The organism is Pseudomonas sp. R4-15, assembly GCF_055768815.1.
This window is the reverse complement of the sequence record NZ_CM147293.1, coordinates 4,541,427-4,567,801: the sequence shown is the minus strand read 5'-3', so window position 1 is coordinate 4,567,801 and position 26,375 is coordinate 4,541,427. Positions and strand designations below refer to the sequence as shown.

At 65.2% G+C, this 26,375-nt stretch carries 23 protein-coding genes, 3 tRNA genes and 2 pseudogenes; 18 read left to right on the top strand and 10 right to left on the bottom strand.

The window, feature by feature from the left end; translation table 11 throughout:
• Positions 1–31: 31 nt before the first annotated feature.
• From ACYRGX_RS22030 to ACYRGX_RS22020, 3 genes are read right to left on the bottom strand one after another with little or no spacing between them, the layout of a single operon-like run.
• Positions 32–1,357, bottom strand: a complete 1,326-nt coding sequence (locus ACYRGX_RS22030; RefSeq protein WP_473054543.1) for a sigma-54-dependent transcriptional regulator — start codon at positions 1,355–1,357, stop codon at positions 32–34.
• Positions 1,358–1,364: 7 nt separating this feature from the next.
• Positions 1,365–2,921: a sensor histidine kinase gene (locus ACYRGX_RS22025; RefSeq protein ID WP_473054542.1), complete on the bottom strand. Its 1,557-nt coding sequence runs from the start codon at positions 2,919–2,921 to the stop codon at positions 1,365–1,367.
• Positions 2,914–3,135, bottom strand: a complete 222-nt coding sequence (locus ACYRGX_RS22020) for a PP0621 family protein (protein ID WP_473054541.1) — start codon at positions 3,133–3,135, stop codon at positions 2,914–2,916. Before ACYRGX_RS22020 ends, ACYRGX_RS22025 begins: the two co-directional genes overlap by 8 nt.
• 333 nt (positions 3,136–3,468) lie before the next feature.
• On the opposite strand from ACYRGX_RS22020, the gene ACYRGX_RS22015 reads away from it, so the two are divergent.
• Positions 3,469–5,097, top strand: coding sequence for an NAD+ synthase (locus ACYRGX_RS22015; RefSeq protein WP_473054540.1), 1,629 nt, complete (start codon positions 3,469–3,471; stop codon positions 5,095–5,097).
• A 103-nt stretch (positions 5,098–5,200) separates the two neighbouring features.
• On the opposite strand, the gene ACYRGX_RS22010 is transcribed toward ACYRGX_RS22015, so the two are convergent.
• From ACYRGX_RS22010 to ACYRGX_RS22000, 3 genes are all read right to left on the bottom strand, one after another.
• Positions 5,201–5,276, bottom strand: a tRNA-Lys gene (locus tag ACYRGX_RS22010).
• 5 nt (positions 5,277–5,281) lie between these two features.
• A tRNA-Pro gene (locus ACYRGX_RS22005) sits at positions 5,282–5,358 on the bottom strand.
• Positions 5,359–5,367: 9 nt separating this feature from the next.
• Positions 5,368–5,443: transfer RNA gene (locus ACYRGX_RS22000), tRNA-Asn, on the bottom strand.
• Here ACYRGX_RS22000 and ACYRGX_RS21995 point away from each other — a divergent pair.
• From ACYRGX_RS21995 to ACYRGX_RS21985, 3 genes are all read left to right on the top strand, one after another.
• Positions 5,402–7,774, top strand: coding sequence for a DUF1631 domain-containing protein (locus ACYRGX_RS21995; protein WP_473056756.1), 2,373 nt, complete (start codon positions 5,402–5,404; stop codon positions 7,772–7,774). The genes ACYRGX_RS22000 and ACYRGX_RS21995 overlap by 42 nt on opposite strands.
• A 19-nt stretch (positions 7,775–7,793) precedes the next feature.
• Positions 7,794–8,129, top strand: a complete 336-nt coding sequence (locus ACYRGX_RS21990; RefSeq protein WP_473054539.1) for a PilZ domain-containing protein — start codon at positions 7,794–7,796, stop codon at positions 8,127–8,129.
• A gap of 89 nt (positions 8,130–8,218) precedes the next feature.
• A complete protein-coding gene (locus ACYRGX_RS21985; RefSeq protein WP_473054538.1) occupies positions 8,219–8,836 on the top strand; it encodes an FKBP-type peptidyl-prolyl cis-trans isomerase in 618 nt (205 codons plus the stop codon).
• Between the two features lie 71 nt (positions 8,837–8,907).
• Here ACYRGX_RS21985 and ACYRGX_RS21980 read toward each other — a convergent pair whose 3' ends face one another.
• Positions 8,908–9,150 carry a PA4570 family protein gene (locus tag ACYRGX_RS21980; protein ID WP_473054537.1) on the bottom strand — a complete coding sequence of 81 codons (243 nt, stop codon included), beginning with the start codon at positions 9,148–9,150 and terminating at the stop codon, positions 8,908–8,910.
• A 312-nt stretch (positions 9,151–9,462) separates the two neighbouring features.
• On the opposite strand from ACYRGX_RS21980, the gene ACYRGX_RS21975 reads away from it, so the two are divergent.
• A complete protein-coding gene (locus ACYRGX_RS21975; protein WP_473054536.1) occupies positions 9,463–10,560 on the top strand; it encodes an NAD(P)-dependent alcohol dehydrogenase in 1,098 nt (365 codons plus the stop codon).
• 183 nt (positions 10,561–10,743) lie between these two features.
• Here ACYRGX_RS21975 and ACYRGX_RS21970 read toward each other — a convergent pair whose 3' ends face one another.
• Positions 10,744–11,712: a polyprenyl synthetase family protein gene (locus tag ACYRGX_RS21970; RefSeq protein ID WP_473054535.1), complete on the bottom strand. Its 969-nt coding sequence runs from the start codon at positions 11,710–11,712 to the stop codon at positions 10,744–10,746.
• A 241-nt stretch (positions 11,713–11,953) separates the two neighbouring features.
• On the opposite strand from ACYRGX_RS21970, the gene rplU reads away from it, so the two are divergent.
• The 4 genes from rplU to proB all read left to right on the top strand — a co-directional run bounded on the left by rplU (position 11,954) and on the right by proB (position 15,065).
• A complete protein-coding gene (gene rplU, locus ACYRGX_RS21965; RefSeq protein ID WP_473054534.1) occupies positions 11,954–12,265 on the top strand; it encodes a 50S ribosomal protein L21 in 312 nt (103 codons plus the stop codon).
• A 21-nt stretch (positions 12,266–12,286) separates the two neighbouring features.
• Entirely contained in the window at positions 12,287–12,544 is a 258-nt protein-coding gene (gene rpmA / locus ACYRGX_RS21960; protein WP_473054533.1) for a 50S ribosomal protein L27, read from the top strand.
• 131 nt (positions 12,545–12,675) lie between these two features.
• The gene (gene cgtA, locus ACYRGX_RS21955) at positions 12,676–13,896 is read left to right on the top strand and encodes an Obg family GTPase CgtA (protein WP_473054532.1); all 1,221 of its coding nucleotides are present in this window, start codon (positions 12,676–12,678) and stop codon (positions 13,894–13,896) included.
• 50 nt (positions 13,897–13,946) lie between these two features.
• Positions 13,947–15,065 carry a glutamate 5-kinase gene (gene proB, locus ACYRGX_RS21950; protein WP_473054531.1) on the top strand — a complete coding sequence of 373 codons (1,119 nt, stop codon included), beginning with the start codon at positions 13,947–13,949 and terminating at the stop codon, positions 15,063–15,065.
• A gap of 100 nt (positions 15,066–15,165) precedes the next feature.
• On the opposite strand, the gene rpsT is transcribed toward proB, so the two are convergent.
• Complete coding sequence (rpsT, locus tag ACYRGX_RS21945; protein WP_473054530.1) at positions 15,166–15,444, bottom strand: 30S ribosomal protein S20; 279 nt, start codon at positions 15,442–15,444, stop codon at positions 15,166–15,168.
• 183 nt (positions 15,445–15,627) lie between these two features.
• Between rpsT and murJ the strand changes: the two genes are divergently transcribed.
• The 8 genes and pseudogenes from murJ to ACYRGX_RS21905 form a co-directional block, all read left to right on the top strand.
• Positions 15,628–17,166, top strand: coding sequence for a murein biosynthesis integral membrane protein MurJ (gene murJ, locus ACYRGX_RS21940; protein WP_473054529.1), 1,539 nt, complete (start codon positions 15,628–15,630; stop codon positions 17,164–17,166).
• A gap of 70 nt (positions 17,167–17,236) precedes the next feature.
• The gene (gene ribF / locus ACYRGX_RS21935; protein ID WP_473054528.1) at positions 17,237–18,175 is read left to right on the top strand and encodes a bifunctional riboflavin kinase/FAD synthetase; all 939 of its coding nucleotides are present in this window, start codon (positions 17,237–17,239) and stop codon (positions 18,173–18,175) included.
• A 93-nt stretch (positions 18,176–18,268) separates the two neighbouring features.
• Positions 18,269–21,118, top strand: coding sequence for an isoleucine--tRNA ligase (ileS, locus tag ACYRGX_RS21930; protein ID WP_473054527.1), 2,850 nt, complete (start codon positions 18,269–18,271; stop codon positions 21,116–21,118).
• Positions 21,119–21,170: 52 nt separating this feature from the next.
• Positions 21,171–21,674, top strand: a complete 504-nt coding sequence (lspA, locus tag ACYRGX_RS21925; RefSeq protein WP_473054526.1) for a signal peptidase II — start codon at positions 21,171–21,173, stop codon at positions 21,672–21,674.
• Positions 21,667–22,104 carry an FKBP-type peptidyl-prolyl cis-trans isomerase gene (locus tag ACYRGX_RS21920; RefSeq protein ID WP_473054525.1) on the top strand — a complete coding sequence of 146 codons (438 nt, stop codon included), beginning with the start codon at positions 21,667–21,669 and terminating at the stop codon, positions 22,102–22,104. The genes lspA and ACYRGX_RS21920 overlap by 8 nt, the downstream gene beginning before the upstream one ends.
• 79 nt (positions 22,105–22,183) lie before the next feature.
• Positions 22,184–23,128, top strand: a complete 945-nt coding sequence (gene ispH / locus ACYRGX_RS21915; protein WP_473054524.1) for a 4-hydroxy-3-methylbut-2-enyl diphosphate reductase — start codon at positions 22,184–22,186, stop codon at positions 23,126–23,128.
• Between the two features lie 140 nt (positions 23,129–23,268).
• The gene (locus ACYRGX_RS21910) at positions 23,269–24,258 is read left to right on the top strand and encodes a DDE-type integrase/transposase/recombinase (RefSeq protein WP_473054523.1); all 990 of its coding nucleotides are present in this window, start codon (positions 23,269–23,271) and stop codon (positions 24,256–24,258) included.
• A gap of 317 nt (positions 24,259–24,575) precedes the next feature.
• A pseudogene (locus ACYRGX_RS21905) lies at positions 24,576–24,923 on the top strand (pirin family protein); the annotation flags it as partial.
• Positions 24,924–25,066: 143 nt separating this feature from the next.
• Here the strand turns inward: ACYRGX_RS21905 and ACYRGX_RS21900 are convergent.
• Positions 25,067–25,156: pseudogene (locus ACYRGX_RS21900) on the bottom strand (MBL fold metallo-hydrolase); the annotation flags it as partial.
• Between the two features lie 167 nt (positions 25,157–25,323).
• Here ACYRGX_RS21900 and ACYRGX_RS21895 point away from each other — a divergent pair.
• A complete protein-coding gene (locus tag ACYRGX_RS21895) occupies positions 25,324–26,319 on the top strand; it encodes a tyrosine-type recombinase/integrase (protein WP_473054522.1) in 996 nt (331 codons plus the stop codon).
• Positions 26,320–26,375 lie beyond the last annotated feature (56 nt).

Below are 26,375 nucleotides of genomic sequence, written 5' to 3'. Positions count from 1 at the left end.
ATGGGCCGCCCGAGATGCGACGGGCTTGCCGTCAGTCCAGGCCCAGCTTCTTCAGGCGATAGCGCATCGAGCGAAAGCTCAGTCCCAGGCGCTGGGCGGCGGCGGTGCGGTTCCAGCGGGTTTCCTCCAGGGCCTGGACGATCAGCTTGCGCTCGACTTCCTCGAGGTGGTCTTCGAGGTTGGCCACCTCGTCCAGTCCGCCGGGTTCGGCGCAGCGGGGCGCGTCGCTCAGGCGCAGGTCGGCGGCGCCGATACGCTCGCCCTCGCAGAGGGTGAATGCGCGTTCGAGGACGTTTTCCAGCTCGCGGACGTTGCCGGGGAAGCGGTAGGCTTGCAGCTTCTCCAGGGCAAGCGGCTCCAGGCGCACCGGGCCACGGCCGCGGGTCAGGCGGCCGAGCAGGGCGTTGGCGAGCAGGGCGATGTCCTCGCGGCGCTCGCGCAGCGGCGGCACGCGCAGCTCGATGACGTTGAGCCGATAGTAGAGGTCCTGGCGGAAGCGCCCGGCGGCGACTTCGGCGGCCAGGTCCTTGTGGGTGGCGCTGAGGATGCGGACGTCCACGGACATTTCCTGCTGGCCGCCGACCGGTCGTATGGCCTTTTCCTGGATGGCGCGCAGCAGCTTGACCTGCATCGCCAGCGGCAAGTCGGCGACTTCGTCGAGGAACAAGGTGCCGCCGTTGGCGCTCTGGAACAGCCCCGGCTTGTCGTCGATGGCGCCAGTGAAGCTGCCCTTGCGATGGCCGAAGAAGTCGCTTTCCATCAGCTCGCCGGGGATCGCCCCGCAGTTCACCGGGACGAATGGCTGACCGTATCGTGCGCCCTGTTCGTGGATCAGGCGGGCCACCAGTTCCTTGCCGGTACCGGACTCGCCGCCGATGTAAACCGGGGCCTGGCTGCGGGCGACCTTATCGATCTGCTGGCGCAGCGCTCGCATGGGCGGTGAGTCGCCGAGCAGGCGGCTGTCCAGGCCCTTGCTGCTGGCAGGCGGGCTGGGTTGCAGGCGCAGTGCACTGTTCACCAGCTCGCGCAGGCGCGGCAGGTCGACCGGCTTGGTCAGGTAGTCGAAGGCGCCGGCCTTGAGGGCGCCGATGGCCGTCTCGAGGCTGCCGTAGGCGGTGATCATCGCCACCGGCAACTGCGGGTGCGTCTGCTGGATGTATTCCACCAGTTCCAGGCCGGTGCCGTCGGGCAGGCGCATGTCGGTCAGGCAGAGGTCGAAGTGTTCGCTGTCCAGGTAGCGGCGGGCCTCCTGACAGCTGCTGGCGCTGCGGGTGTCGAGCTTCATTCGCCCCAGGGTGATTTCGAGCAGCTCGCGGATGTCGGGCTCGTCGTCGATGATCAGGGCTCTCTGGCTCACGGTACTCTCAGCCTGGCTTGTGCGGGTGGGCGAAGGTGATGCGGAAGCAGGCACCCTGGCCGCCGTCATGGTAGTCGAGTTGCGCCTGGTTGCTTTCGCACAGTTCCCGGGAAATATACAACCCAAGGCCGGTGCCATGTTCTTCGGTGGTGAAGAACGGCTCGAACAGGTGCGTGCGCTGTTCGGCGGAAACGCCCGGTCCGTCTTCCTCGACGTCGAGCAGCGGCAGGCCACTGGTGGCATCTCGACGTAGCGTCAGCCAGACCTGCTTGCTGGGACTGTGGCGCAAGGCGTTGCGGACCAGGTTGCCGAGCACCTGCTCCAACTGGTTGGGGTCCATGCGGGTCTGCAGGTGCTGGCCTTCGATATGCAGGTAAAGCCGGCCCTCCCCGGCGCGCTCGCGCTGTTCGGCGACGAAACGCTGCAGGGCGAACTCGAGGTCGATCAGTTGCGGTTCCGAGGGACGTCGACGCGACAGCTGAAGGATGTTCTCGATGATCAGGTTCATCCGCAGCGACTGCTCCTGGACGATCTGCGTCAAGCGACGGTCGTCACCTCCCAGCGCCTCGGACTCCTGCAGCAGTTGCGCGGCATGGCTGATCGCCCCCAGCGGGTTGCGGATCTCATGGGCGATGCTGGCGGTCAGGCGGCCCAGGGAGATCAGCTTGAGCTGTTGCGCGTGGCGCGCGATGTGCGCCACGTCCTCGAGGAAGATCAGCGTGTCATGACGGTCCGCCCGGGACAGCGCGATGAAGCTGGGTTGCAGCAGCGGGCCGGCGTCATAGCCACGTAGCGTCTGGGCCTGGCGGGTGGGGTTGACCTGCCAGGCCAGCAGGCGCTCGAGCAATTCGCCCGAGAGCTCCTGCAGCGGCAGCCCCGGCGGCACCGCGCGGCCGAGCAACTGATGCGCGCCCTGGTTGGCGAGCAGGACCTTCAGTTCGGCGTCGAGGACCAGGATGCCGGTGCGCATGCGTTGCAGGATCAGGGCGTTGAGCGCCTCCAGGTTGGCGACGTCCGCTGCGCGCTGCTCGGCCAGGGATTCGCTCAGGCGCAGGCGCCGGGTGAGTATCTGTACCAGGATGGCGACCGCGAAACACAGTGCGCCCAAGGCCCCGACCTGGACGAACTGAGCGCTGGCGCCGGGCAGCCAGAGGCTCAAGTAAAGGGTGAGGTAGATCATGCCGATCGCCGCCAGCGCGGCAATCAACAGGCCGATGCGGCCCTGCAGCAGGATGTTGGCGATCGCCACGGCGACGATCAGCAGGTTACCGATGCCGCTGGGAATGCCGCCACCGGCGTAGAACAGCACCGAGAGCATCAGTACGTCGAGCAGGCCGAGACAGAACAGCGGTACCGTCCGCGGTTGCTGCAGCAGTACCGCGAGCACGATGTTGATGATCAGGTAGGCCCAGCTGCCACCCTGGAACAGTTGCTCATGGGCCAATGGCAGCCATTGGGTGTCCAGATCGCTGGAAATCAGCAGTACCAGCGCCAGGCCGATGCTCAGCCGATAGAGATGATAGAGGCGCAGGATTCGCTGGGCCTGGTGATACCCCTCAGTCACGGGGGCCTCGTTGCAGGTGGGCTTGGCTGCAGTACCAGTGCTCGCCTTCGCGCAGCGCCTGTTGCATCGGCAGGTGTAGGCGGCAATGGGCACAGCGCACCATCTGCGTAGACTCCTGTCGCGGCGTCGGACGCGCGGCGCTGCGCAAGCGCCGCCACAGCCAGACGACGACCAGCGCCAGGGCGATGATGAATAGCAGGCGGAACAGACCCATGGTGTCTTCCGTGAGGTGGCGGGCCGGGCATTCTAGCAGTCGGCCATGGATTGGGGAGGCTAGGGCCTGTTCCCGTTTCATTCACGGCCATTTCTGGCGACAACGCGGTTCGCGAATGAAACGGGAACAGGCCCTAGGGGCAGCGCATCGCGGCGCCCGTGACCTCGCCGATGATAACGGCAAGACTTGAGCAAAAGGAGTCGCCCGACGGCACTGCTCGGCGGGGCGGGGGAGAACGCAATGCAACGCCATGCTGTCGCCACGGCGACGGATGCGGGAAAATGCCGCCACACGCGCCCCTGTTCGGGCGCTTCAGAGTCTGACGGAGGCGGCATGAGCCGAACCCTGCGGGTCGCAATGGCCCAGTTGAATCTGCGCGTGGGCGACGTCCACGGCAATGTGCAGCGCATCATCGACCATGCGCGTCGCGCGCGCGACGAACTGCGCGCCGACGTGGTGGTGTTCCCGGAGCTGTCGCTGTGTGGCTATCCCCCCGAGGACCTGTTGCTGCGTTCGAGCATGCAGCGGCGCGTCGAGCAGGGGCTGGCGCGGTTGTGCGCGGAGGTGGACGGGATTCACCTGCTGGTGGGGTATCCCTGGCTGGAGGGCGAGCGCCGCTTCAATGCCTGCGCGCTGATTCGCGACGGTGAGGTGGTCGGCCGCTACTACAAGCAGCAGTTGCCCAATTACCGGGTCTTCGACGAGAAGCGCTACTTCGAGCCGGGCGACGCCCCCTGCGTGGTGGATATCGCCGGTGTGACGGTGGGCATGGTGATCTGCGAGGACGTCTGGTTCGCGCAGCCGATCGCCCGCGCACGCCAGGCCGGGGCGCAACTGGTGCTCTGCCCGAACGCCTCGCCGTTCCATATCGACAAACAGCGCGAGCGCGAAGCGGTGCTTGCCCAGCGGGCCCGGGAAAGCGGCTTGCCGATCGTCTACGTCAACCAGGTGGGCGGTCAGGACGAGCTGGTGTTCGACGGCTACAGCTGTGTGGTCGACGCCGCAGGACAAACCACTCAGCGCGCGCCGGCCTTCGCCGAGGGGCTCTACCTGGCGCAGTTCGACTGCGCCGAGCAGGTGACGCCGCGTGCGGCGGAGCGGGAGCCGTTGTTGGCCCTGGAGGCCAGCGTCTACCAGGCGCTGGTTGCCGGTGTGCGCGATTACGTGGGCAAGAACGGCTTCCAGGGTGTCGTGCTGGGTCTCTCCGGTGGCATCGATTCTGCGCTGACGCTCGCGGTGGCGGTCGACGCCCTGGGCGCGGAACGCGTCGAGGCGGTGATGATGCCTTACCACTACACCGCGCAGATGAGCCTCGAGGACGCCGAGGAGGAAGCCCGTACCCTGGGTGTGAAGTACAGCGTGTTGCCCATCGCGCCGATGGTCGAGGGCTTCATGCAAACCTTGGCGCCGGTCTTCGAAGGATTGCAGCGCGACACCACCGAAGAGAACCTGCAGGCGCGCTGCCGTGGCACCCTGCTGATGGCGATCTCCAACAAGAAGCGCTACCTGGTGCTGACCACCGGCAACAAGAGCGAGATGGCGGTGGGCTACGCGACGCTCTATGGCGACATGGCCGGTGGCTTCGACGTGCTCAAGGACGTGCCCAAGACCCTGGTGTTCCGTCTCTGCGAATACCGCAACGGGGTGTCCCCGGCGATTCCCCAGCGGGTTATCGACAGGCCGCCGTCGGCCGAGCTCGCGCCCGATCAGAAGGACGAGGACTCGCTGCCGCCGTATCCGGTGCTGGACGAGATCCTGCGCCTGTACATCGAGCATGACCTGTCCGCCGATGCGATCATCGCCGAGGGCTTCGACGAGGTGGACGTGCGCCGCGTGCTGCGCCTGGTCGACCTCAACGAATACAAGCGGCGCCAGGCGGCGGTCGGGGTGCGTGTCACGCAGCGTGGGTTCGGTCGCGACCGGCGCTATCCGATCACCTCGGGCTGGCGTATCGGCGACTGAGTGGCGCCCGGCGGGGGAGGGCGCTTCCCCGCCGGGGCGAATCCCGGAAACGAAAAAGCCCGCCGGGTGGCGGGCTCTTTCGTCGCCCCGAGGGGCGTCTATATGGTGGGTCGTGTAGGATTCGAACCTACGACCAATTGGTTAAAAGCCAACTGCTCTACCAACTGAGCTAACGACCCAAATGTGGTCGGGGTAGAGAGATTCGAACTCCCGACATCCTGCTCCCAAAACAGGCGCGCTACCGGACTGCGCTATACCCCGCCTGGAAGTTGGCTCCGCGACCTGGACTCGAACCAGGGACCCAATGATTAACAGTCATTTGCTCTACCGACTGAGCTATCGCGGAACATCGGCTTCCAATCTCTGCTCGGGCAAACCCCGCATCAGAGGCGCGCCATTTTACGTCTGGCCGGCGGGCTGTCAACCCCTGTCACGCACTTTTCCCGTGAAGTTCTTGCGCACCGTCCTGCGGCGCTTTATACCTGTGCGACCCGGGAACAAGCTGCGGTTCTCTGCCTTGAAACGAGACCAGGAAAGTCCGCCTTCGGCGCCCCACGCGCTGGCCAGTCGACGTATCCAGCCGCGCCATGGGCGGCTGGTGCAGCGGTGTCGACAGGCCTTGTCCGATCATCTCGTGGCCGGGCTCGCGGCGACCTTCACCGCTGCGGACGAGGCCTTGTTCAGTTGCGCCGAGCGTGCCGGGAACAACCAGACGCAGGCGCTCTTCTTCGATGCCATGCGCGAGGTGCGACGTCTGCGGCCTACCCTCGAGCGCGACTATCACCGTCAGGTCGCCGCCGGTTTTGCGGCGTTCGCCGCGCGCCAGCCGGGGATGGCGCCCGCGCCCCCTGCGTCACTCGAACTGGTCAGCGCGGACGACTACGAGGAGGACCTGCGGGTCAGCGGTATGGCGGGGCGTCTCAAAGCCCGCTGCACGGGGGAACTGCATGCGCTGGAGCAACGCCTGGCCCTGCTCAATCGGGGCGTGAAGTTCGCCGAGGACAACAATCCCTTCGGTCCGACGGTACTGGCGCGCTCATTTCGCCGGGCGCTGGCGCCTTGCGGGTTGCCGTTGCCGGTGCGGCTGGTGCTCTACGATGTCTTCGAGGCGCAGACGATGCAGCGCCTCGATGCGTTCTACCGTCAACTCAATGAAACCCTGGTCGCCGCGGGTGTATTGCCGAACCTGCGTTTGCGTGGCCATACCGGCGCAGCGTCGCACGCCCCTCGGTCCCGGCCGGTGGGCGAGGCGTCCGACGAGGATGAGGGCGAGCGACTGCTGCAGGAACTGGGCGATCTGCTGCGTACCGTGCGAGCCGCGGAGGGGGCGCCCGAGTCGACCGCTGACGAAGGCGCGGCTCTGCGCCCCGAGGCGCTCATGGCGGCCCTGGATCGTCTGCAGGAAGGCGATGAAGATGCGCTAAGAAGCGCGTCCGAGGGCGCACGTGGCGTACTCGCGCGCGGAGGCGTGCGCAATGAGCTGCAGGCGCGTGGCGATGAGTTCGCCCGTCTGGAGGGGGGCGCGGCGGACACGCTCGATCTCCTGGCGATGCTCTTCGAATTTCTCCTCGATGACGAGCGGCTGCCCGACGGCTGTCGGGCGCTGCTGTCCTACCTGCACTTGCCTTATCTACGTCTGGCGCTGCGCGATCCCAGCCTCTTTACCCGTTATCGGCACCCTGCGCGACGTTTGCTGAACGCCATGGCCCAGGCGGCGGCGCTGTATGCGCGCGATGGCGACGAGCAGGGCGTGCAACGCAAGATCCGTACGGTAGTCGAGTATCTGCTCGCGCAGCCCGGCATGGACGGGGATCGCTATGCCTTGCTGCTGGAGGATTTCGAAACCTTCGTCGCCACCTTGCAGCAGCGTGCAGAGCTGCGCGAGCAGCGTAGCGTCGAGGCGGCCCGTGGGCGCGAGCGGCTGCTGGTGGCGCGTGAGCAAGCGACGGCGCGTATCGGTGAGGTGTTGCAGCGACACCATGCCCCGGAGCCGATCAGTCGCTTCCTCGAAGGCGTCTGGTGCGACGTGCTGACCTTCATTCACTTGCGCCAGGGTGAGGACAGCGCCGACTGGCAGCGCGCGCTGCGCGCCACGGCGACGCTGGCCTGGGGGGGGACGCCGCAGGATGCCGGCGGGCGGCGCACATTGTTCGCGGTGCGCGATTCGCTGTGTGATGAATTGCGCAAGGGGCTGGAATTGCTGGGCGGTCATTCGATGGACAGTGTGCGCCGGCAGTTGGAGATACTGGTCGCGTGCCAGGACGCGGTTCAGAATGATCGGCCGCAGGCCCTGGCCGAGTTGCAGCCCGTGCTGGAAGCGTCTTCCGGGGAGGTTTTTGCGGCCTACCAGGCACCGCTTCCGGTGGCCCCGGAGGATGACGGTGCGCGGGCGCCCGAAGAGGAGCGGCTGTTGCGCCAACTGCCTTTCGGCACCTGGTTCGAGGTGCCCGCGGAGGACGGCAGGCAGCGCTGGAAGCTGTCCTGGTTCAGCCCGTCGACGGAGCACTTCATGTTCGTTGACCCGCGCGGCATGCCGGCGGCCATCGTGCCGCTGGCGCAGTTGGCGCGTGAGCTGCGGGCCGGTCGCGTGCAGGTGCTGGCGGAAGAGGCCGCGCTGCCCTGGATGGACCGTGCGCTGCAGGCGATTCGCCGCATGCTGCGGGATAGAGAAAAGTGACGTTGAGCGAGGAGAGGCAATGAGCCAGGAACGACGGCAGCACGTACGCATGCAGGCTCACGTGCGCCTGGAGGTGTTCGATCAGGGCAGCGGTCAGTACATGGGGCGTATCGTCGACCTATCGCGCGAGGGCTTCATGCTGCTCGGGGAGATGACGTTGCCGAGCGACTCGGTATGGGAGTGCCGTATCGTCGCCGATGATGAACTGGACTTGCCGGAAGTCCACTTGGGGGCAGACTGCCTGTGGACGCGGGAGGGGGCGAGCGCCGAGCATCACTGGTCCGGTTTCCACATCATCGACCTCTCGCCCGAGGATGCGCGGGCGCTGGAGGTGCTGCTCCAGCACCTGGTCTAGCCTGGCCGGTGGGCTCTGGTGGCGGGCGTTCAGGCGTTGACCTTGTGCTAGGCTAGCCGGCCTTTGAATCTCAGCCTCCCGGAGCGCGCATGTCCGAACTCGACCTTTCCACCGACGAAACCCGTGTCAGCTATGGCATCGGCCGCCAGCTGGGCGACCAACTGCGCGACAACCCGCCGCCGGGTGTCAGCCTGGACGCGGTGCTCGCAGGTCTGCGTGACGCTTTCGCCGGCGAACCCAGCCGTGTCGATGGGCAGGCCCTGTCGGCCAGCTTCAAGGTGATTCGCGAGCGCATGCAGGCCGAGGCGCAGGCGCGTGCAGAGGCTGCCGCCGAAGTCGGCCGTGAGTACCTGCAGCGCAACGCAGCCCGTGAGGGCGTCACCGAGCTCCCCTCCGGCCTGCAATACGAAGTGCTGCAGGCGGGCGAAGGGCGTATTCCGTCCCGTGACGACCAGGTGCGCGTGCATTACCACGGCACCCTGGTGGACGGCGCTGTGTTCGACAGCTCCTACCAGCGTGGCGAGCCGGCCGAATTCCCGGTGGGTGGCGTCATCGCTGGCTGGGTCGAAGCCCTGCAATTGATGAATGCCGGCAGCAAGTGGCGCCTGCACGTGCCGAGCGAGCTGGCCTATGGCGGCCAGTCCGTCGGCAGCATCCCGCCGCACAGCGTGCTGGTGTTCGAGGTGGAATTGCTCGACGTGCTCTGAGTGCAGCGAACGGCAAAGGGAAGGGGCGCCAAGGCGCTCCTTCTTTTTGTCTTTTCAACGGTGCGCCGGTATCAGTGCAAGGCCTCCGCGGGGCGCAGGGCGCGGGCGTAGCAGAATAGGAAGAGATTGCGCACCAGCTCCTTGAGCACCGCCGGTTCGGTGGAGTTGAGGCCGGCGAGGTCCAGCTCGCCCTGTTCACGCAGTTCCTCGATGGCTTCTTCCTCGAGAACCGCGCAGACCTTGCCATTCTCGCGGTCGAGGATGCGCAGATAGGGGTGTGGGCGCTCCAGCCAGGCGTCGATCAGATAGGTCATGGCTCATCTCCTTGTAAGTGAATGAGATGAGAATAATTCTTATTTATATTTTGGCAAGGACCGCTCGCGAAATCGTGATCCATTTCGCGTGACGGGTGGCAGGCTTTTGCATCCTGTCGATGAGGCCAATACTCGCTAACCAGGCGTGAGTCAGCGCCGGACTCCCTTGCGTCCAGTGATTGGCACCGTTGGTCCGGCAGCGTCGCGGATGTGAAATGTTTCGCTGATATGCATCAACGGGACAGCGCCCGGTCTGCGGACACTGGATCGATGGTATGCGACCTCAATGTTGCTCCCACCCAAGGAGAGTGAATGATGGCGATGATGAAAGCGGCGATTTTCGTGGAACCCGGTCGAATCGAACTGGCGGACAAACCGATCCCCGAAGTGGGGCCGAACGACGCGCTGGTGCGGATCACCACGACGACCATCTGCGGGACCGATGTACACATCCTCAAGGGCGAATATCCCGTGGCGAAAGGCCTGACCGTCGGCCACGAGCCTGTCGGGGTCATCGAGAAGCTCGGGAGCGCCGTCAAGGGCTACCGGGAGGGCCAGCGCGTTATCGCCGGCGCCATCTGCCCGAACTTCAACTCCTACGCGGCGCAGGATGGCGTCGCCTCGCAGGACGGCAGCTATCTGGTCGAGCAGGGGCGTTGTGCCTGCCACGGTTACAAGGCTACCGCGGGCTGGCGCTTCGGCAACCTCATCGATGGAACTCAGGCCGAATACGTGCTCGTGCCGGACGCTGAGGGCAACCTGGCGCCCATTCCGGACAGCCTGACCGACGAGCAGGTGCTGATGTGTCCCGACATCATGTCGACGGGCTTCAAGGGCGCGGAAAACGCGAACATTCGCATCGGCGACACGGTGGTCATCTTCGCCCAAGGCCCGATCGGCTTGTGCGCGACCGCTGGCGCGAGGCTGCTGGGCGCTTCGACGATCATCGCGGTGGACGGCAACGAACACCGCCTGGGTATCTCGAAGGGCATGGGCGCCGACATCACCTTGGACTTCACGAAATGCGACGTGGTGGACGAGGTCATGAAGCTCACGGGCGGGCGGGGCGCCGACTCGTCCATCGAATGCCTGGGGCTGCCCAGCACCTTCGAGCAAGCCATGAAGGTACTCAAGCCGGGCGGTACGCTTTCGAGCCTGGGGGTGTATTCCAGTGACTTGCAGATCCCGCTCTCGGCCTTCGCCGCGGGGTTGGGCGATCACAAGATCAACACCGCCTTGTGTCCCGGCGGGAAGGAGCGCATGCGCCGGCTGATGAGCGTCATCGAGTCGAATCGCGCCGATTTCGGCGCACTGGTGACGCACCGCTATTCGCTCGACACCATCGTTTCCGCATACGACCTCTTCGCTCACCAGCGTGACGGTGTGCTGAAGGTCGCAATCAGGCCCTAGTACATCCAGAAGTTGGGATGCTCTTCGCTGGCGTCGGAGGGGGCGGCGGGACTGGGGGCGTTGCGAAACAGGCGAAGCAGGGTTTGCATGGCGAAATTCCTCGGTGGACGATCGATGGGCATAGTTTTGCCCGATCGATCGCCTTGAGGAATTCGTCTTTGCCTATCGCCGCGATTGATCGCGTCAGTAGGTGCGGGCCACGGCGAAGCGGGTGAGTTCGATCAGCGCCTCACGGTATTCACTCGGCGGTAGTTCCTGCAGCAGGTCGACCGCGCGTTCGGCGTGTTCGCGTGCCAGACGTGCGGTGTAGGCCAGTGCGCCGCTGTCCTGAACCGCCTGGCGGATCTGCTCGAGGTCGTCGAGGCCGCCTTTCTGGATCGCCTTGCGCACCAGGCTGGCCTGCTCGGGCGTGCCCTCGCGCATGGCGTAGATCAGCGGCAGGGTCGGCTTGCCTTCGGCAAGGTCGTCGCCGACGTTCTTGCCCAGCGTCTCGGAATCGCCCTGGTAGTCCAGCAGGTCGTCCACCAACTGGAACGCGATGCCCAACTGGTCGCCGAACTGGCGCAGCGCCTCGCAGCGCTCGGGCGTGGCGCCGGCGAGTACCGCGGCGCTGTGGGTGGACGCTTCGAAGAGCATCGCGGTCTTGCCGCGTATGACTTCCATATAGATGGCTTCGGTGGTGCTGGCGTCGCGTACCCGCGACAATTGCAGTACCTCGCCCTCGGCGATGACGCGGGTCGCGTTGGCGATGATGCGCATCACCTCCATCGAACCGAGCTTGACCATCATTTCGAAGGAGCGCGCGTAGAGGAAGTCGCCAACCAGCACGCTCGGGGCGTTGCCCCACAGGGCGTTGGCCGTGGAACGACCGCGGCGCATGCCGGACATGTCGACCACGTCGTCGTGCAGCAGCGTGGAGGTGTGCAGGAACTCGATGGTCGCGGCCAGCAGTTGCAGATCGCGGTCATTGCGCTGGAGGGCCTTGCCGACCAGCAGCACGAGCAGGGGGCGGAGGCGCTTGCCGCCGGCGGAGACGATGTAATCACCGATCTTTTCCACCAGCGGGACGCGGGAAGACAGCTGTTCGCGGATGATGCCGTCGACGGCGGCGAAATCGTCCGCAACCACGCGATGGAAAGCCTGGGGTTGCATCGGTCTGGGGGCTCCTGTGAGTTGCGCGGCATGCTAGGTGGCGCTCGGGAGGCTGTCAAGGCAGCGCCGGGCGGCGCTTGCGCGGCACGGCGGGCTTGCGTAGAATCGCGCACCCCGAACTTCCTCAGGGTATTTCCCTGCCTACGCAATTGCCCAGGCGCTACTTCGGTGCCGGGCAGCCATGCCGGTCGATTCTTATTCCGACAAAGCACCGGGTGAGCAGGTTTAACGGAGAACATCCATGTACGCAGTTATCGTTACCGGCGGCAAGCAGTACAAAGTCGCTGAAGGTGAATTCCTCAAGGTCGAGAAGCTGGAAGTCGCCACTGGCGAATCCGTGACTTTCGACCGCGTTCTGCTGGTTGCCAACGGTGATGACGTCACCATCGGCGCACCGGTGGTCGACGGCGCCACCGTCGTCGCCGAAGTGGTTTCCCAGGGTCGCCACGACAAGGTTCGCATCATCAAGTTCCGTCGTCGTAAGCACCACATGAAGCGCCAGGGCCACCGTCAGTGGTTCACCGAAATCAAGATCACCGGCATCCAGGCCTGATCTTCTAGGAGGATTTGACTCATGGCACACAAAAAAGCTGGCGGTTCTACCCGCAACGGTCGCGACTCAGAAAGTAAACGCCTTGGCGTGAAACTGTACGGCGGCCAGGTCATCAAGGCCGGCAACATCATCGTGCGTCAGCGCGGCACCCAGTTCCACCCCGGTTTCGGCGTGGGCATCGGCAAAGACCACACCCTGTTCGCGAAAGTGGATGGCGTGGTCAAGTTCGAAGTGAAGGGCGCCTTCGGCCGTCGCTACGTGAGTGTCGTGGCCGCCTGAGCCTGACCCTCGCGTGAAAGAGCCCCGTCCGTGCGACGGGGCTTTTTCGTTTCTGTATCCTATGAAAGCGGTCGGTTTTGCCGGCCCGTTCCAATGCATCAACCAGCCCGCCCAAGGGCGGGAGGCGTTTCATGAAATTCGTCGATGAAGTATCGATATTCGTCAAGGCCGGCGACGGCGGCAACGGTCTGGTGAGCTTCCGGCGCGAGAAGTTCATCGAGTTCGGTGGCCCCAACGGTGGCGATGGCGGCGACGGCGGCTCCGTTTACATGGAGGCCGACGAAAACCTCAATACCCTGGTCGACTACCGCTATACCCGGCGCTTCGACGCGCAGCGTGGGCAGAACGGCGGTAGCAAGGACTGCACCGGCCGCAAAGGCGAGGACATGGTCCTGCCGGTGCCGGTGGGTACCACGGTGATCGATGCCGGCACCCAGGAGATCATCGGTGACCTGACCAAGGCCGGGCAGCGCCTGCTGGTCGCCCAGGGCGGCTGGCACGGGCTGGGCAACACCCGCTTCAAGTCCAGTACCAACCGTGCGCCGCGACAGTCCACACCGGGCAAGCCGGGCGAGGCTCGCGATCTCAAGCTGGAGCTCAAGGTGCTGGCGGACGTCGGTCTGCTGGGGCTGCCGAATGCCGGCAAGAGCACCTTCATTCGTTCGGTGTCCGCGGCCAAGCCGAAGGTCGCCGATTATCCCTTCACCACCCTGGTGCCGAACCTGGGGGTGGTGAGTGTCGGGCGCTACAAGAGCTTCGTGGTCGCCGACATTCCGGGGCTGATCGAAGGCGCGGCGGACGGTGCCGGCCTCGGTATCCGCTTCCTCAAGCACCTGTCACGCACGCGCCTGCTGTTGCACCTGGTGGACATGGCGCCGCTGGACGAGAGCGACCCGGCCGATGCGGCCGAAACCATTCTCACCGAGCTGGAGAGATTCAGCCCGGCGCTGCTCGAACGCGAGCGTTGGCTGGTGCTGAACAAGGCCGACCAGTTGCTCGACGACGAGCGCGAGGAGCGCCTGCGCCAGGTGGTCGAGCGGCTCGACTGGAAAGGCCCGGTGTTCGTCATCTCCGCGCTGGAGCGCGAAGGTACCGAGGCCTTGTCCCAGGAGATCATGCGCTACCTGGACGAGCGCAACCTGCGTATCGCCGAGGAGCCGGAGTATGCCGAGGAGCTGGCGGAGCTCGATCAGCGCATCGAGGACGAGGCGCGCGCCCGTCTGCAGGCGATGGATGACCAGCGCGCGCTGCGTCGTGCCGGCCTGAAGAGCGCCGATGCGGTCGAGGAAGACGACTGGGATGACGACGACGAGGATGACGGCGACGGGCCGGAAATCATCTACGTGCGGTGACGGATGGCGCGCCGTCCGGCGCGCCTGGCGGGTTTTACGGAAGGCGAGAAATGCGTGACAAGGTGAGTGGTGCGCAACGCTGGGTGGTGAAGATCGGTAGTGCGCTGCTGACGGCCGATGGCCGCGGACTGGACCGCCAGGCCATGGCGGTGTGGATCGAGCAGATGGAGGCGCTGCGTCGTGCGGGCGTCGAACTGGTGGTGGTGTCCTCCGGCGCCGTGGCCGCCGGTATGAAGCGCCTCGGCTGGGAGCGGCGACCAAGCGCTATGCACGAGTTGCAGGCCGCCGCCGCGGTCGGCCAGATGAGCCTGATCCGTGCCTGGGAAAGCGCCTTCGGCGAGCTGGGCCGGCAGACTGCCCAGGTGTTGCTAACCCACGACGACCTGTCCGACCGCAAGCGCTACCTGAATGCCCGCAGCGCCCTGCGTACCCTGCTCGACATGCAGGTGGTGCCGGTGATCAACGAGAACGACACCGTGGTCACCGATGAAATCCGCTTCGGTGACAACGACACCCTGGCGGCGCTGGTCGCCAACCTGGTCGAGGCGGATCTGCTGGTCATCCTCACCGATCGCGACGGTATGTTCGATGCCGATCCGCGCAATAACCCCGGTGCCCAACTGATCAGCGAGGCGCGTGCCGACGATCCGGCGCTGGATGCCGTCGCTGGCAGCAGCGGCGGCGTGCTCGGGCGCGGCGGCATGCAGACCAAACTGCGCGCCGCGCGTCTGGCGGCGCGTTCGGGGGCGCATACGGTGATTGCCGGTGGGCGTATCGAGCGGGTGCTGGATCGCCTGCACGCCGGCGAGGCGATCGGGACCCTGCTGGCGCCTGAGCGCGAAGTGCTGGCGGCGCGCAAGCAGTGGCTCGCCGGGCACCTGCAGATGCGCGGTACCCTGGTGCTCGACGACGGCGCCGTGCGCGCGCTACGCCAGGGGCACAAGAGTCTGCTGGCGGTGGGTGTGCGCTCCGTGCAGGGCGCCTTCCGACGTGGCGAGATGGTGGTCTGCGTCGATACCGCAGGGCGTGAGGTGGCGCATGGCCTGGCCAACTACAGCGCAGCCGAAGCGCAGCGCATCGCGGGCCATCCCAGTGAGGATATCGCCGGCATGCTCGGCTACGAGTACGAGCCCGAGCTGATCCATCGCGACAACCTGATCATGGTCTGAGTGCTGTTCGGCGAGGGAGGCATCCGCCTCTTTTGCCGGCACTTTCTCGCGGGCATGAAAAAACCGGCCATTGGCCGGTCTTTTCATTCGAACGTGCTTATCAGGCAGCGGCGGGGATTGCCATGGCCTTGATGTGCGCGTTCAGGCGGCTCTTGTGACGAGCAGCCTTGTTCTTGTGGATGATGCCCTTGTCGGCCATACGGTCGATGACCGGGACCGCTGCGGTGTAGGCAGCCTGGGCTTTCTCCAGATCTTTGGCGTCGATGGCCTTGACTACGTTCTTGATGTAGGTACGGACCATGGAACGGAGGCTGGCGTTGTGGCTGCGACGCTTCTCAGCCTGTTTTGCGCGTTTTTTGGCGGAAGGGCTGTTGGCCACTTTCGAACTCCTCGAAATCGGGGGTTGGCTTACAAATAAGGCCGCGAATCATGCCGATGCCTGGATGGCTTGTCAAGCACCCGTCCGGTGATCGAAGCGATGGCCGGACGAACGTGCGTAGGTGCGAATCCGTGGCGCAGGCTCTACACTCGCCGCCCGGGCGCACAGGCAACCAGGATATCCATGAATCTGCTCAAGTCACTGGCCGCGGTCAGCTCCCTGACGTTGTTGTCTCGGGTGCTGGGCTTCGTGCGCGACACCATCATCGCACGCATCTTCGGCGCTGGCATCGCCACCGACGCCTTCTTCGTCGCCTTCAAGCTGCCCAACCTGTTGCGCCGGATCTTCGCCGAGGGGGCCTTCTCCCAGGCCTTCGTGCCGATCCTCGCCGAGTACAAGACCCAGCAGGGCGAGGAGGCCACGCGCACCTTCCTGGCCTACGTGGCCGGCCTGCTGACCCTGGCGTTGGCGCTGGTTACCGCGCTGGGCATGCTCGCCGCGCCGCTGGTGGTGTGGATCAGTGCGCCGGGATTCGCCGACGAGCCGCAGCGCTTCGCGCTCACCAGCCATCTGCTGCGCATCACCTTCCCGTACATCCTGCTGATCTCGCTGTCGTCGCTGGCCGGCGCGGTGCTCAACACCTGGAACCGCTTCTCGGTGCCAGCGTTCGTGCCGACCCTGCTCAACGTCGCGATGATCGGCTTCGCGCTGCTCGCCGCGCCGCACTTCGATCCGCCGGTGCTGGCGCTGGGCTGGGCGGTGCTGGTCGGCGGCGTGTTGCAACTGCTCTGGCAGCTGCCGCACCTGAAGAAGATCGGCATGCTCGTGCTGCCGCGCCTGAACCTGCGCCACAGCGGTGTCTGGCGCGTGCTCAAGCTGATGGGGCCGGCGATCCTCGGGGTGTCCGTGGCGCAGGTGTCGCTGATCATCAACACCGTGTTCGCCTCGTTCCTGCAGGCTGGATCGGTGTCCTGGATGTACTACGCCGACCGCCTGATGGAGCTGCCCACCGGGGTGCTCGGCGTGGCGCTGGGGACCATCCTCCTACCGGCGCTTGCGAAGACCTACGCCAGCGACGACCGCGCCGAGTATTCGCGGCTGCTCGACTGGGGCCTGCGCCTCTGCGTGCTGCTGGCGCTGCCCTGCGCCGTGGCTCTGGCGGTGCTCGCCGAGCCGCTCACCGTGGCGCTGTTCCAGTACGGCGAATTCACCGCGCTGGACGCGGCGATGACCCAGCGCGCGCTGATCGCCTACGCCGCCGGCCTGCTCGGTCTGATCCTGGTGAAGATCCTCGCGCCCGGCTTCTACGCACGGCAGAACATCCGCACCCCGGTGCGCATCGCGCTGGTTACCCTGCTGGCGACGCAGTTGATGAACCTCGCCTTCATCGGTCCGCTGCAGCATGCCGGGCTGGCGCTGTCGATCGGCCTGGCGGCCTGCCTGAACGCCGCGCTGCTGTTCTGGCAGATTCGCCGCCAGCGGCTGTTCGAGCCGCAGCCGGGATGGTCCGGCTTCCTCCTGCGCGTGATTCTCGGCGTGCTGGCGATGGCCGCGCTGCTGCTCGGCTGCATGCACGTCATGCCGCCCTGGGAGCAGGGCGCGATGCACTGGCGCCTGGCGCGCCTGATGCTGTTGGTGGTGGTCGGCGCCTCGGGCTATTTCGCGGTGCTCGCGGCCCTTGGCATGCGTCCGCGGCAGTTCGCTCGACGTGCAATCGGCTGAGCCGGATAAGGGGAGGCACGGGGCCACGCCTGTGCGTATAATCGGCCACTTTGTAAGCAAGATGCGTGTCATGCAGCTGGTTCGAGGTCTACACAACCTGCGTCCCCGGCATCGGGGGTGCGTCGCCACCATCGGCAATTTCGACGGCGTCCACCGGGGCCACCAGGCGATTCTCAAACGCCTGCGCGAGCGCGCCGGGGAGCTGGGCGTACCGGCGTGCGTGGTGATTTTCGAGCCGCAACCCCGTGAATTCTTCACCCCGGGCAATGCGCCGGCACGGCTGACCCGTCTGCGTGACAAGCTCGAGCTGTTCGCCGAGGCCGGCGTCGACCTGGTGTTGTGCCTGGCGTTCAACCGCCGCCTGCGCGAGCTCAGCGCCGAGGCCTTCGTGCAGCAGGCGCTGATCGACGGGCTGGGCATTCGCCATCTGGAGGTCGGCGACGACTTCCGCTTCGGCTGTGATCGTGCCGGCGACTTCGCCTTCCTGGTGCGCGCCGGCGAGCAGGCCGGCTTCAGCGTCGAGGCCGCCGGCACCGTCGAGGTGGATGGCGAACGGGTCAGCAGTACGCGGGTACGACGGGCGCTGGCCGAAGGCGATTTTCGCCTGGCCGAACGCCTGCTCGGTCGCCACTACAGCATCGCCGGGCGCGTGCTGCATGGGCAGAAGCTCGGTCGCCAGCTCGGCGCGCCGACCGCCAACGTGCAGCTCAAGCGCAGCCGCGTGCCGCTCGCCGGGGTCTACCTGGTCAGCGTGCTGCATGAAGGGCAGCGGCACACCGGGGTGGCCAACATCGGCATGCGCCCCACGCTGCAGGGCGACGGACGCGCGCACCTGGAGGTGCACCTGCTGGCGTTTTCCGGTGACCTCTACGGTGCCCGGCTGACGGTCACCTTCCACCGCAAGCTGCGTGACGAGCGACGTTTCGCCTCGCTGGCCGAGCTGCAGGTCGCGATTGCCGCCGATATCGATGCGGCGAAGGCGTACTGGCTGGGTCAGCCGCTGGACTGAATGAACGAACAAGACGCGCAGGCCGGGCCTGCGTGATGAATGCGATGCTGGGCGCCGCTGCGGGCGCCGCGACGAACTTGAACAGGCGATGACATGACCGACTACAAAGCGACCCTCAACCTGCCGGACACGGCATTCCCGATGAAGGCCGGGCTGCCCCAGCGCGAACCGCAGACCCTGCAGCGCTGGAAGGACATCGACCTCTACGGCAAGCTGCGCAAGGTCGGTGAGGGTCGTCCCCGCTTCGTTCTGCATGATGGCCCGCCCTACGCCAACGGCGTGATCCACATCGGCCACGCGGTGAACAAGATCCTCAAGGACATGATCGTCCGCTCGCGCACCCTGGCCGGTTTCGATGCCCCCTACGTGCCGGGCTGGGACTGCCACGGCCTGCCCATCGAGCACAAGGTCGAGACCACCCACGGCAAGAACCTGCCGGCCGACAAGGTGCGTGAACTGTGCCGCGCCTACGCCGCCGAGCAGATCGAGCTGCAGAAGGCCGACTTCATCCGCCTGGGCGTGCTGGGTGACTGGGACAACCCCTACAAGACCATGAACTTCGCCAACGAAGCCGGGGAAATCCGCGCACTGGGCAAGATGGTCGAACAGGGCTTCGTGTTCAAGGGTCTGAAACCGGTGAACTGGTGCTTCGACTGCGGCTCGGCGCTGGCCGAGGCCGAGGTGGAATACCAGGACAAGAAGTCCGACGCCATCGACGTCGCCTTCGCCGTCGAGGACGCCGACAAGCTGGCCGCCGCCTTCGGCCTGGACGCACTGCCCAAGCCCACCGCCATCGTCATCTGGACCACCACGCCCTGGACCATCCCGGCCAACCAGGCGCTCAACGTGCACCCGGAATTCACCTACGCGCTGGTCGACACCGGCGAGCGCCTGCTGGTGCTGGCCGAGGAGCTGGTCGAATCCTGCCTGGCGCGCTACGGCCTGCAGGGCGAAACCCTCGCCACCTGCCAGGGCCAGGCGCTGGAGCTGATCAACTTCCGCCACCCGTTCTACGACCGCCTGTCGCCGATGTACCTGGCCGACTACGTCGAGTTGGGCGCCGGTACCGGCGTGGTGCACTCCGCACCGGCCTACGGCGAGGACGACTTCTACAGCTGCAAGCGCTACGGGATGAGCAACGACGACATCTTGAGCCCCGTGCAGAGCAACGGCGTCTACGTCGACTCGCTGCCGTTCTTCGGCGGCCAGTTCATCTGGAAGGCCAACCCGGCCATCGTCGCCAAGCTCGACGAAGTCGGCGCGCTGCTCAAGCACGCTTCCATCTCGCACAGCTACATGCACTGCTGGCGGCACAAGACCCCGCTGATCTACCGCGCCACCGCACAGTGGTTCGTTGGTATGGATCGGGCCGCGGACGGCACTCAGCCCCATGAAGGCCCGACCCTGCGCGAGCGGGCGCTGAAGGGCGTGGACGACACTCAGTTCGTCCCGGCCTGGGGCCAGGCGCGCCTGCATGGCATGATCGCCGGGCGCCCGGACTGGTGCATCTCGCGCCAGCGCAACTGGGGCGTGCCGATCCCGTTCTTCCTGCACCGCGAAAGCGGCGAGCTGCACCCGCGCACCGTCGAACTGATGGAGCAGGTGGCGCAGCGCGTCGAGCAGGAAGGCATCGAGGCCTGGTTCAAGCTGGACGCCGCCGAGCTGCTCGGTGACGAGGCCGCGCAGTACGAGAAGATCGTCGACACCCTCGACGTCTGGTTCGACTCCGGCACCACCCACTGGCACGTGCTGCGCGGCTCCCACGCCGAGCTGGCGCACGCCGACGGCCCGGCCGCCGACCTCTACCTGGAAGGCTCCGACCAGCACCGCGGCTGGTTCCACTCGTCGTTGCTGACCGGCGCCGCGATCGACGGTCACGCACCCTACAAGGCGCTGCTGACCCACGGTTTCACCGTGGACGAGAACGGCCGCAAGATGTCCAAGTCGCTGGGCAACACCGTCGCCCCGCAGAAGGTCAACGACACCTTGGGCGCCGACATCATGCGCCTGTGGGTCGCCTCCACCGACTACTCCGGCGAGATGGCGGTCTCCGACCAGATCCTCCAGCGCAGCGCCGATGCCTACCGCCGTATCCGCAACACCGCGCGCTTCATGCTGGCCAACCTGAATGGCTTCGAGCCGGCGCAGCACCTGCTGCCTGCCGAGGACATGCTGGCCCTGGATCGCTGGGTGGTGGACCGCGCCCTGCTGCTGCAGCGCGAGATCGAGCAGGCCTACACCGAATACCGCTTCCTCAACGTCTACCAGAAGGTGCACAACTTCTGCGTGCAGGAGCTGGGCGGCTTCTACCTGGACATCATCAAGGACCGCCAGTACACCACCGCCGCCGACAGCGTGGCGCGGCGCTCCTGCCAGAGCGCGCTGTACCACATCAGCGAGGCGCTGGTGCGCTGGGTCGCACCGATCCTGGCCTTCACCGCCGACGAGCTGTGGCAGTACCTGCCCGGCGAGCACGGCGAGTCGGTGATGCTCGAGACCTGGTACCAGGGCCTCAGCGAGCTGCCGGCGGACTTCGAGCTGGGTCGCGAATTCTGGGCCCAGGTGATGGAAGCCAAGGTGGCGGTGAACAAGGAACTGGAGAACCTGCGCGCGGCCAAGACCATCGGTGGCAACCTGCAGGCGGAGATTGATCTCTACGCCGACAGCGCTCTGGCCGAGAAGCTCGGCAAGCTGGGCGACGAGCTGCGCTTCGTGCTGATCAGCTCCAAGGCCGAGGTGCACGCCGAAGGCGAGGCACCGGCAGACGCCGTGCAGAGCGAGCGCCCTGGCCTCAAGCTGCTGGTGCGCAAGTCAGCGCATGCCAAGTGCGCGCGTTGCTGGCACCTGCGCGAGGACGTCGGCGTCGATCCGGAGCATCCGGAAATCTGCGGTCGCTGCGTGAGCAACGTCTACGGCGAAGGCGAGAAGCGCCAGTTCGCCTGACCCATCGGGCGCCGCCAGCCGGCGGCGCCTCATCCGTCGTTTGGAGACCCGCATGACCTCCCGATTCGGCAAGCTCGCCTGGCTCTGGCTCACGCTCGTCGTGTTCGTCCTCGACCAGGCCAGCAAGTTCTGGTTCGAGGGCAACCTCTCGCTGTACCAGCGCATCACGGTGATTCCCGGTTACTTCGACTGGACCCTGGCCTACAACACCGGCGCGGCGTTCAGCTTCCTCGCTGACGAGTCCGGCTGGCAGCGCTGGCTGTTCGCGCTGATCGCGGTCGGCGTGAGCATCACCCTGGTGGTCTGGATGAAGCGCCTGAAGGCCCACGAGACCTGGCTGGCGATCGCCCTGGCGCTGGTTCTCGGCGGCGCTCTGGGCAATCTGATCGACCGCATGCTGCTCGGCCACGTGATCGACTTCGTGCTGGTGCACTGGCAGGAGCGCTGGTTCTTCCCGGCCTTCAACCTGGCGGACAGCGCCATCACCGTCGGCGCCGTGATGCTGGCACTGGACATGTTCATCGGCAAGCAGCCGAAGGAGGCCGCGCATGGCTGAACAACGCATCGGCCCCATCAGCCGAGTGACCCTGCACTTCGCCCTCAAGCTGGACAACGGCGATGTGGTCGACAGCAACTTCGACAAGCAGCCGGCGACCTTCAAGGTTGGCGACGGCAACCTGCTGCCGGGCTTCGAACAGGCGCTCTACGGCTTCAAGGCCGGCGACGAGCGCAGCCTGGAAATCGCCCCGGAGCAGGGCTTCGGCCAGCACAACCCGGCCAACGTGCAGGTCATGCCGCGCAGCCAGTTCGAGGGCATGGAGCTCTCCGAAGGGCTGCTGGTGATCTTCAACGACGCCGCCAACACCGAGCTGCCGGGCATCGTCAAAGCCTTCGACGAGCAGCGCGTGACCGTCGACTTCAACCACCCGCTGGCGAGCAAGACGCTCACCTTCGAGGTGAAGATCCTCGACGTCGACAACAGCTGATCACCGTCCGGCCCGCTAGCCTGCGGTGCCGGGCGAACCCCGTTAGACTGGCCCCAAAGCCTATCCCGCGAGTCCTTGCATGCAAATCCAACTGGCCAATCCCCGTGGCTTCTGCGCTGGCGTCGACCGCGCCATCGAGATCGTCAACCGCGCCCTGGAGGTCTTCGGTCCGCCGATCTACGTGCGTCACGAGGTGGTGCACAACAAGTTCGTCGTCGAGGACCTGCGTGCCCGTGGCGCCATCTTCGTCGAGGAACTGGACCAGGTGCCGGACGACGTCATCGTCATCTTCAGCGCCCACGGCGTGTCCCAGGCAGTGCGCCAGGAAGCCGATCGGCGCGGCCTGAAGGTGTTCGATGCGACCTGCCCGCTGGTCACCAAGGTGCACATCGAAGTCGCCCGCTACAGCCGCGACGGCCAGGAATGCATCCTCATCGGCCACCACGGGCACCCCGAGGTGGAAGGCACCATGGGCCAGTACGACGCGCGCAACGGCGGCGCGATCTACCTGGTCGAGGACGAGGCGGACGTCGCCGCGCTGGAAGTGCGCAACCCCGACGCGCTGTTCTACGTCTCCCAGACCACTCTGTCGATGGACGACACGCGCAAGGTCATCGACGCCCTGCGCGCCAAGTTCCCGAACATCGCCGGGCCGCGCAAGAACGACATCTGCTACGCCACGCAGAACCGCCAGGACGCGGTGAAGACCCTCGCCGGCGACAGCGACCTGGTGCTGGTGGTGGGCAGTCCGAACAGCTCCAACTCCAACCGCCTGCGCGAGCTTTCCGAGCGCATGGGCACGCCGGCCTACCTGATCGACGGCGCCGAAGACCTCAAGCGCGAATGGCTCGACGGCGTGCAGCGCATCGGCGTCACCGCCGGCGCCTCGGCGCCTGAAGTCCTGGTGCGCGGCGTCATCGACCAGTTGCACGCCTGGGGCGCCGGCGAGGTGGTCGAACTCGACGGCCGCCCGGAGAACATCACCTTCTCCATGCCCCGCGAGCTGCGCGTCAAAACGCTCTAAAACTGCCCGCGATTACCGTCGAGCATTCCCTCTCCCCTCGCGGGAGAGGGCCAGGGAGTGTCCAAACCGGCAACATGGGTAACAAACGAGACCGGGAGGATGGGTTACACAAGTTACGGTGTGAGCAGGAGGTGCTGCCCATGCCCTGGAAAGAGACTTGTGTAATGGATTTGAAGGTAAAGCTGATTGCCGACTGGCTAAGCGCCCGGTACTCGATTAGTGAGCTTGCCGTGGGCTATGGGCTTAGCCGCAAGACCGTCTACAAATGGATCGAGCGCTATCAGCGGGCGGGAGCCGAGGGTTTGATGGAGCGCTCTAAAGCCCCTCACTGCTGCCCGCATGCGGTAAATCCGCAGGTGGCTGAGCAGATCGTAGCCGTCAAGAAAGAGCATCCCAGCTTTGGTCCCAAGAAGGTGATGGACCTGTTGCGCCGCGAGCGGCCTGGCCACGATTGGCCGGCAGACAGTACCGCCGGTGAGGTGCTCAAGTCTGCTGGGCTGGTCAAACAGCGGCGCTATCGTAGGCCCTATCCAGCGGCGCCCGAGCCCTTCGAGCTAGGCCGCAGCAACAATGCGTTGTGGAGCGCGGACTACAAAGGTCAGTACGTTACGCAGGGCGGGCACTGGTGCTATCCCTTGACGGTGACGGACAACGCCAGCCGTTTCCTGCTTGGCTGCCATGCCGTGCAGGCCCCTGATTACGCGCAGGCCAAGCCAATCTTCGAATGGGTTTTCCATGAGTATGGCTTGCCCGAGGGGCTCTTGACCGACAACGGCTCCCCCTTTGCCAGTCGAGGCGCGGGAGGCCTGACGCGCTTGTCGAAGTGGTGGGTTGAATTAGGCATCCGAGTGCATCGCACCCGGCCGGGCACGCCGACGCAAAATGCTCGTCATGAGCGCATGCATGGATCACTCAATCGGGCTATCGGTGATCAGCTGCGTGGAACGTCGGCGCTCGCTCAACAGGCAGCATTAGCCGCATTTCGCAAGGAGTTCAATGAGCACCGTAGCCATGAAGGCTTGGACAGATATACGCCAGCGAGCCTATATCAAGCCTCGCTGCGCCGGTATTCGCCAGTGCAGCGGTCTGTCGAGTACAACGAGGACCAGCAGGTACGCAACGTTCGATAAAACGGTGAGATCAAGTGCAAAGGCCGCCTCGTTTACATCAGCGAGCTGCTAGCCCAGCATCGTGTGGGGTTACGTGAAGTCGATGATGGACGCCTGGAGGTGCGTTATAGCTTTCACCTGCTGGGTTACATCAACCTGCAGACTTCACGATTGGAGCCCGCATCCCAATGGCATGCGAGGGGAAAGGTGTAACCCATGCTGCCGGTTTAATTTGTTACCTATGCTCCGGTTGCACAGAGAGGGGGCTTCCCAGCACGGCTGGACGCCTCCGCGCATCTCCCGCACCCTGAGCCCCTCAATGCTCATCGGTGCTTCCCATGTCATCGTCATTCCAACGCATCACCGCCCGTCGTGAAGAAATCGGCGGCGGTATCCCGATCCAGCGCCTGTTGCCGTCGCGGCAGCGCCGGCGCATCGGTGCCTGGTGCTTTCTCGATCACGCCGGCCCGGCGACGTTCGCGGGGGAGGGCGGCATGCACGTGGGCGCCCACCCGCACATCGGCCTGCAGACCTTCACCTGGATGATCGAAGGCGAGCTGCTGCACCGCGACAGTCTCGGCAACCAGCAGTGGGTACGGCCGGGCCAAGTCAATCTGATGAGCGCCGGCGACGGCATCGTGCATACCGAGGATTCACCGACCGACGGCGGCCGCCTGCATGCCGTGCAACTGTGGATCGCCCTGCCGGATGCCGAGCGCCACGGGCCGCCGGTCTTCACCCATCATCCCGAGGTGCCGCGCTGGCAGGCCAATGGCCTCGACTTCAGCCTGCTGGTGGGTGACTTCGAGGGGCGTCAGTCGCCGGTCGCGGTGCATACACCGCTGATGGCCGTGCAGTTGCACTGCAAAGGCAAGACAGGGAAGGTTTCGCGTATAAGCGCGTTTTTTGCGGCTTCCATGGGTGTTCCTGTAAGATTAATGGCACATTTTTGGCACAGTGCGATTGAAGATGGCGACGATCAGGAAGAAAGGCCCATACCAGTGGCACGCCCAAATCAGGCGTAAAGGGTGGCCCCAACAGACCCGCACTTTCAACACCCAGGCTGAAGCGAAAGCTTGGGCGACGATGATCGAGCGTGAGATAGACGCCGGCGTATTTGTCAGCCGCAACGAGGCGGAATCGACCTCCTTCGCCAAAGCCCTGGAGATGTACGCCGAGCAGGTTACCAGCAAGAAGCGCAGCAGCGACTCTGAGCTATCCCGCGTACAAGCCCTGCAACGCCACCCACTGGCCCTAAGATCGCTGGCCAGCATTCGCGGCGCCGACATGGCCAGTTACCGCGATCAACGCCTTGCAGACGGGCTAGCAGCGGCCACAGTACGCCGTGAGCTTGCGTTGATATCCCATGTCTTCACCATCGCCCGTAAAGAGTGGCGCATGGAGTCCCTGAGCAACCCCGTGGAGCTGATTCGCCAGCCCAGTGTTGATGACGCCAGGGATAGGCGAATCATGAGCGCGAATGTGTGGGCACTCCGGGACGGCAAACTGGTATGCGAGCACCTGGACGAGTTGGAGATGATCTGTCGGCACGCTCGTTCGGCCGAGTTGCCACAGATCATTCAATTTGCTGTCGAAACCGGCATGCGCCGCAGTGAGATCGCTGGACTGCTGAGAAGCAACGTTGACGTAGAAAAACGCACCGCCATTTTGCCGCTGACCAAGAACGGCTCTGCCCTTGGCGTCCCCCTCTCTAGCCGCGCAGCTGAAATCGTGAAGAGCCAGCCCAAACGCGAGAATGGTCGCGTGTTCAAGAGCCGCCCGGACACCATTACTAAAGCATTCAACAATGCCATAGTCGATGCTCGCCAAGCCTATGTGGAGGGGCTTACCGTGCAGCTTCAGCACGAAGGCTTATCAGAAGACAAAGTTGATCAGTTGATAGATAGCAATCTTTTTCTGGTCGATCTGCGCTTTCATGACCTACGACATGAAGCGACTTCACGATTAGCCGAAATATTTCCACTTCACGAGCTAACTAAAATAACTGGCCACCAAGACACCAGAATGCTTATGCGCTACTACCACCCCAAAACTGAAAACCTAGCAAAGAAACTCAGCTAGAAACCAAAGACAGCCAATTACAGGGAAATATTATGGCTTGCCGAGTTCGCTACCTG

Excerpts from the sequence above, each read along its gene's own strand:
- ACYRGX_RS22020 (WP_473054541.1), bottom strand. The coding sequence starts at position 3,135 with ATGGGTCTGTTCCGCCTGCTATTCATCATCGCCCTGGCGCTGGTCGTC.
- ACYRGX_RS22015 (WP_473054540.1), top strand. The coding sequence starts at position 3,469 with ATGAGCCGAACCCTGCGGGTCGCAATGGCCCAGTTGAATCTGCGCGTG.
- ACYRGX_RS21995 (WP_473056756.1), top strand. The coding sequence starts at position 5,402 with ATGATTAACAGTCATTTGCTCTACCGACTGAGCTATCGCGGAACATCG.
- ACYRGX_RS21990 (WP_473054539.1), top strand. The coding sequence starts at position 7,794 with ATGAGCCAGGAACGACGGCAGCACGTACGCATGCAGGCTCACGTGCGC.
- ACYRGX_RS21985 (WP_473054538.1), top strand. The coding sequence starts at position 8,219 with ATGTCCGAACTCGACCTTTCCACCGACGAAACCCGTGTCAGCTATGGC.
- ACYRGX_RS21980 (WP_473054537.1), bottom strand. The coding sequence starts at position 9,150 with ATGACCTATCTGATCGACGCCTGGCTGGAGCGCCCACACCCCTATCTG.
- ACYRGX_RS21975 (WP_473054536.1), top strand. The coding sequence starts at position 9,463 with ATGATGGCGATGATGAAAGCGGCGATTTTCGTGGAACCCGGTCGAATC.
- ACYRGX_RS21970 (WP_473054535.1), bottom strand. The coding sequence starts at position 11,712 with ATGCAACCCCAGGCTTTCCATCGCGTGGTTGCGGACGATTTCGCCGCC.
- rplU (WP_473054534.1), top strand. The coding sequence starts at position 11,954 with ATGTACGCAGTTATCGTTACCGGCGGCAAGCAGTACAAAGTCGCTGAA.
- rpmA (WP_473054533.1), top strand. The coding sequence starts at position 12,287 with ATGGCACACAAAAAAGCTGGCGGTTCTACCCGCAACGGTCGCGACTCA.
- cgtA (WP_473054532.1), top strand. The coding sequence starts at position 12,676 with ATGAAATTCGTCGATGAAGTATCGATATTCGTCAAGGCCGGCGACGGC.
- proB (WP_473054531.1), top strand. The coding sequence starts at position 13,947 with ATGCGTGACAAGGTGAGTGGTGCGCAACGCTGGGTGGTGAAGATCGGT.
- murJ (WP_473054529.1), top strand. The coding sequence starts at position 15,628 with ATGAATCTGCTCAAGTCACTGGCCGCGGTCAGCTCCCTGACGTTGTTG.
- ribF (WP_473054528.1), top strand. The coding sequence starts at position 17,237 with ATGCAGCTGGTTCGAGGTCTACACAACCTGCGTCCCCGGCATCGGGGG.
- ileS (WP_473054527.1), top strand. The coding sequence starts at position 18,269 with ATGACCGACTACAAAGCGACCCTCAACCTGCCGGACACGGCATTCCCG.
- lspA (WP_473054526.1), top strand. The coding sequence starts at position 21,171 with ATGACCTCCCGATTCGGCAAGCTCGCCTGGCTCTGGCTCACGCTCGTC.
- ACYRGX_RS21920 (WP_473054525.1), top strand. The coding sequence starts at position 21,667 with ATGGCTGAACAACGCATCGGCCCCATCAGCCGAGTGACCCTGCACTTC.
- ispH (WP_473054524.1), top strand. The coding sequence starts at position 22,184 with ATGCAAATCCAACTGGCCAATCCCCGTGGCTTCTGCGCTGGCGTCGAC.
- ACYRGX_RS21910 (WP_473054523.1), top strand. The coding sequence starts at position 23,269 with ATGCCCTGGAAAGAGACTTGTGTAATGGATTTGAAGGTAAAGCTGATT.
- ACYRGX_RS21895 (WP_473054522.1), top strand. The coding sequence starts at position 25,324 with ATGATCGAGCGTGAGATAGACGCCGGCGTATTTGTCAGCCGCAACGAG.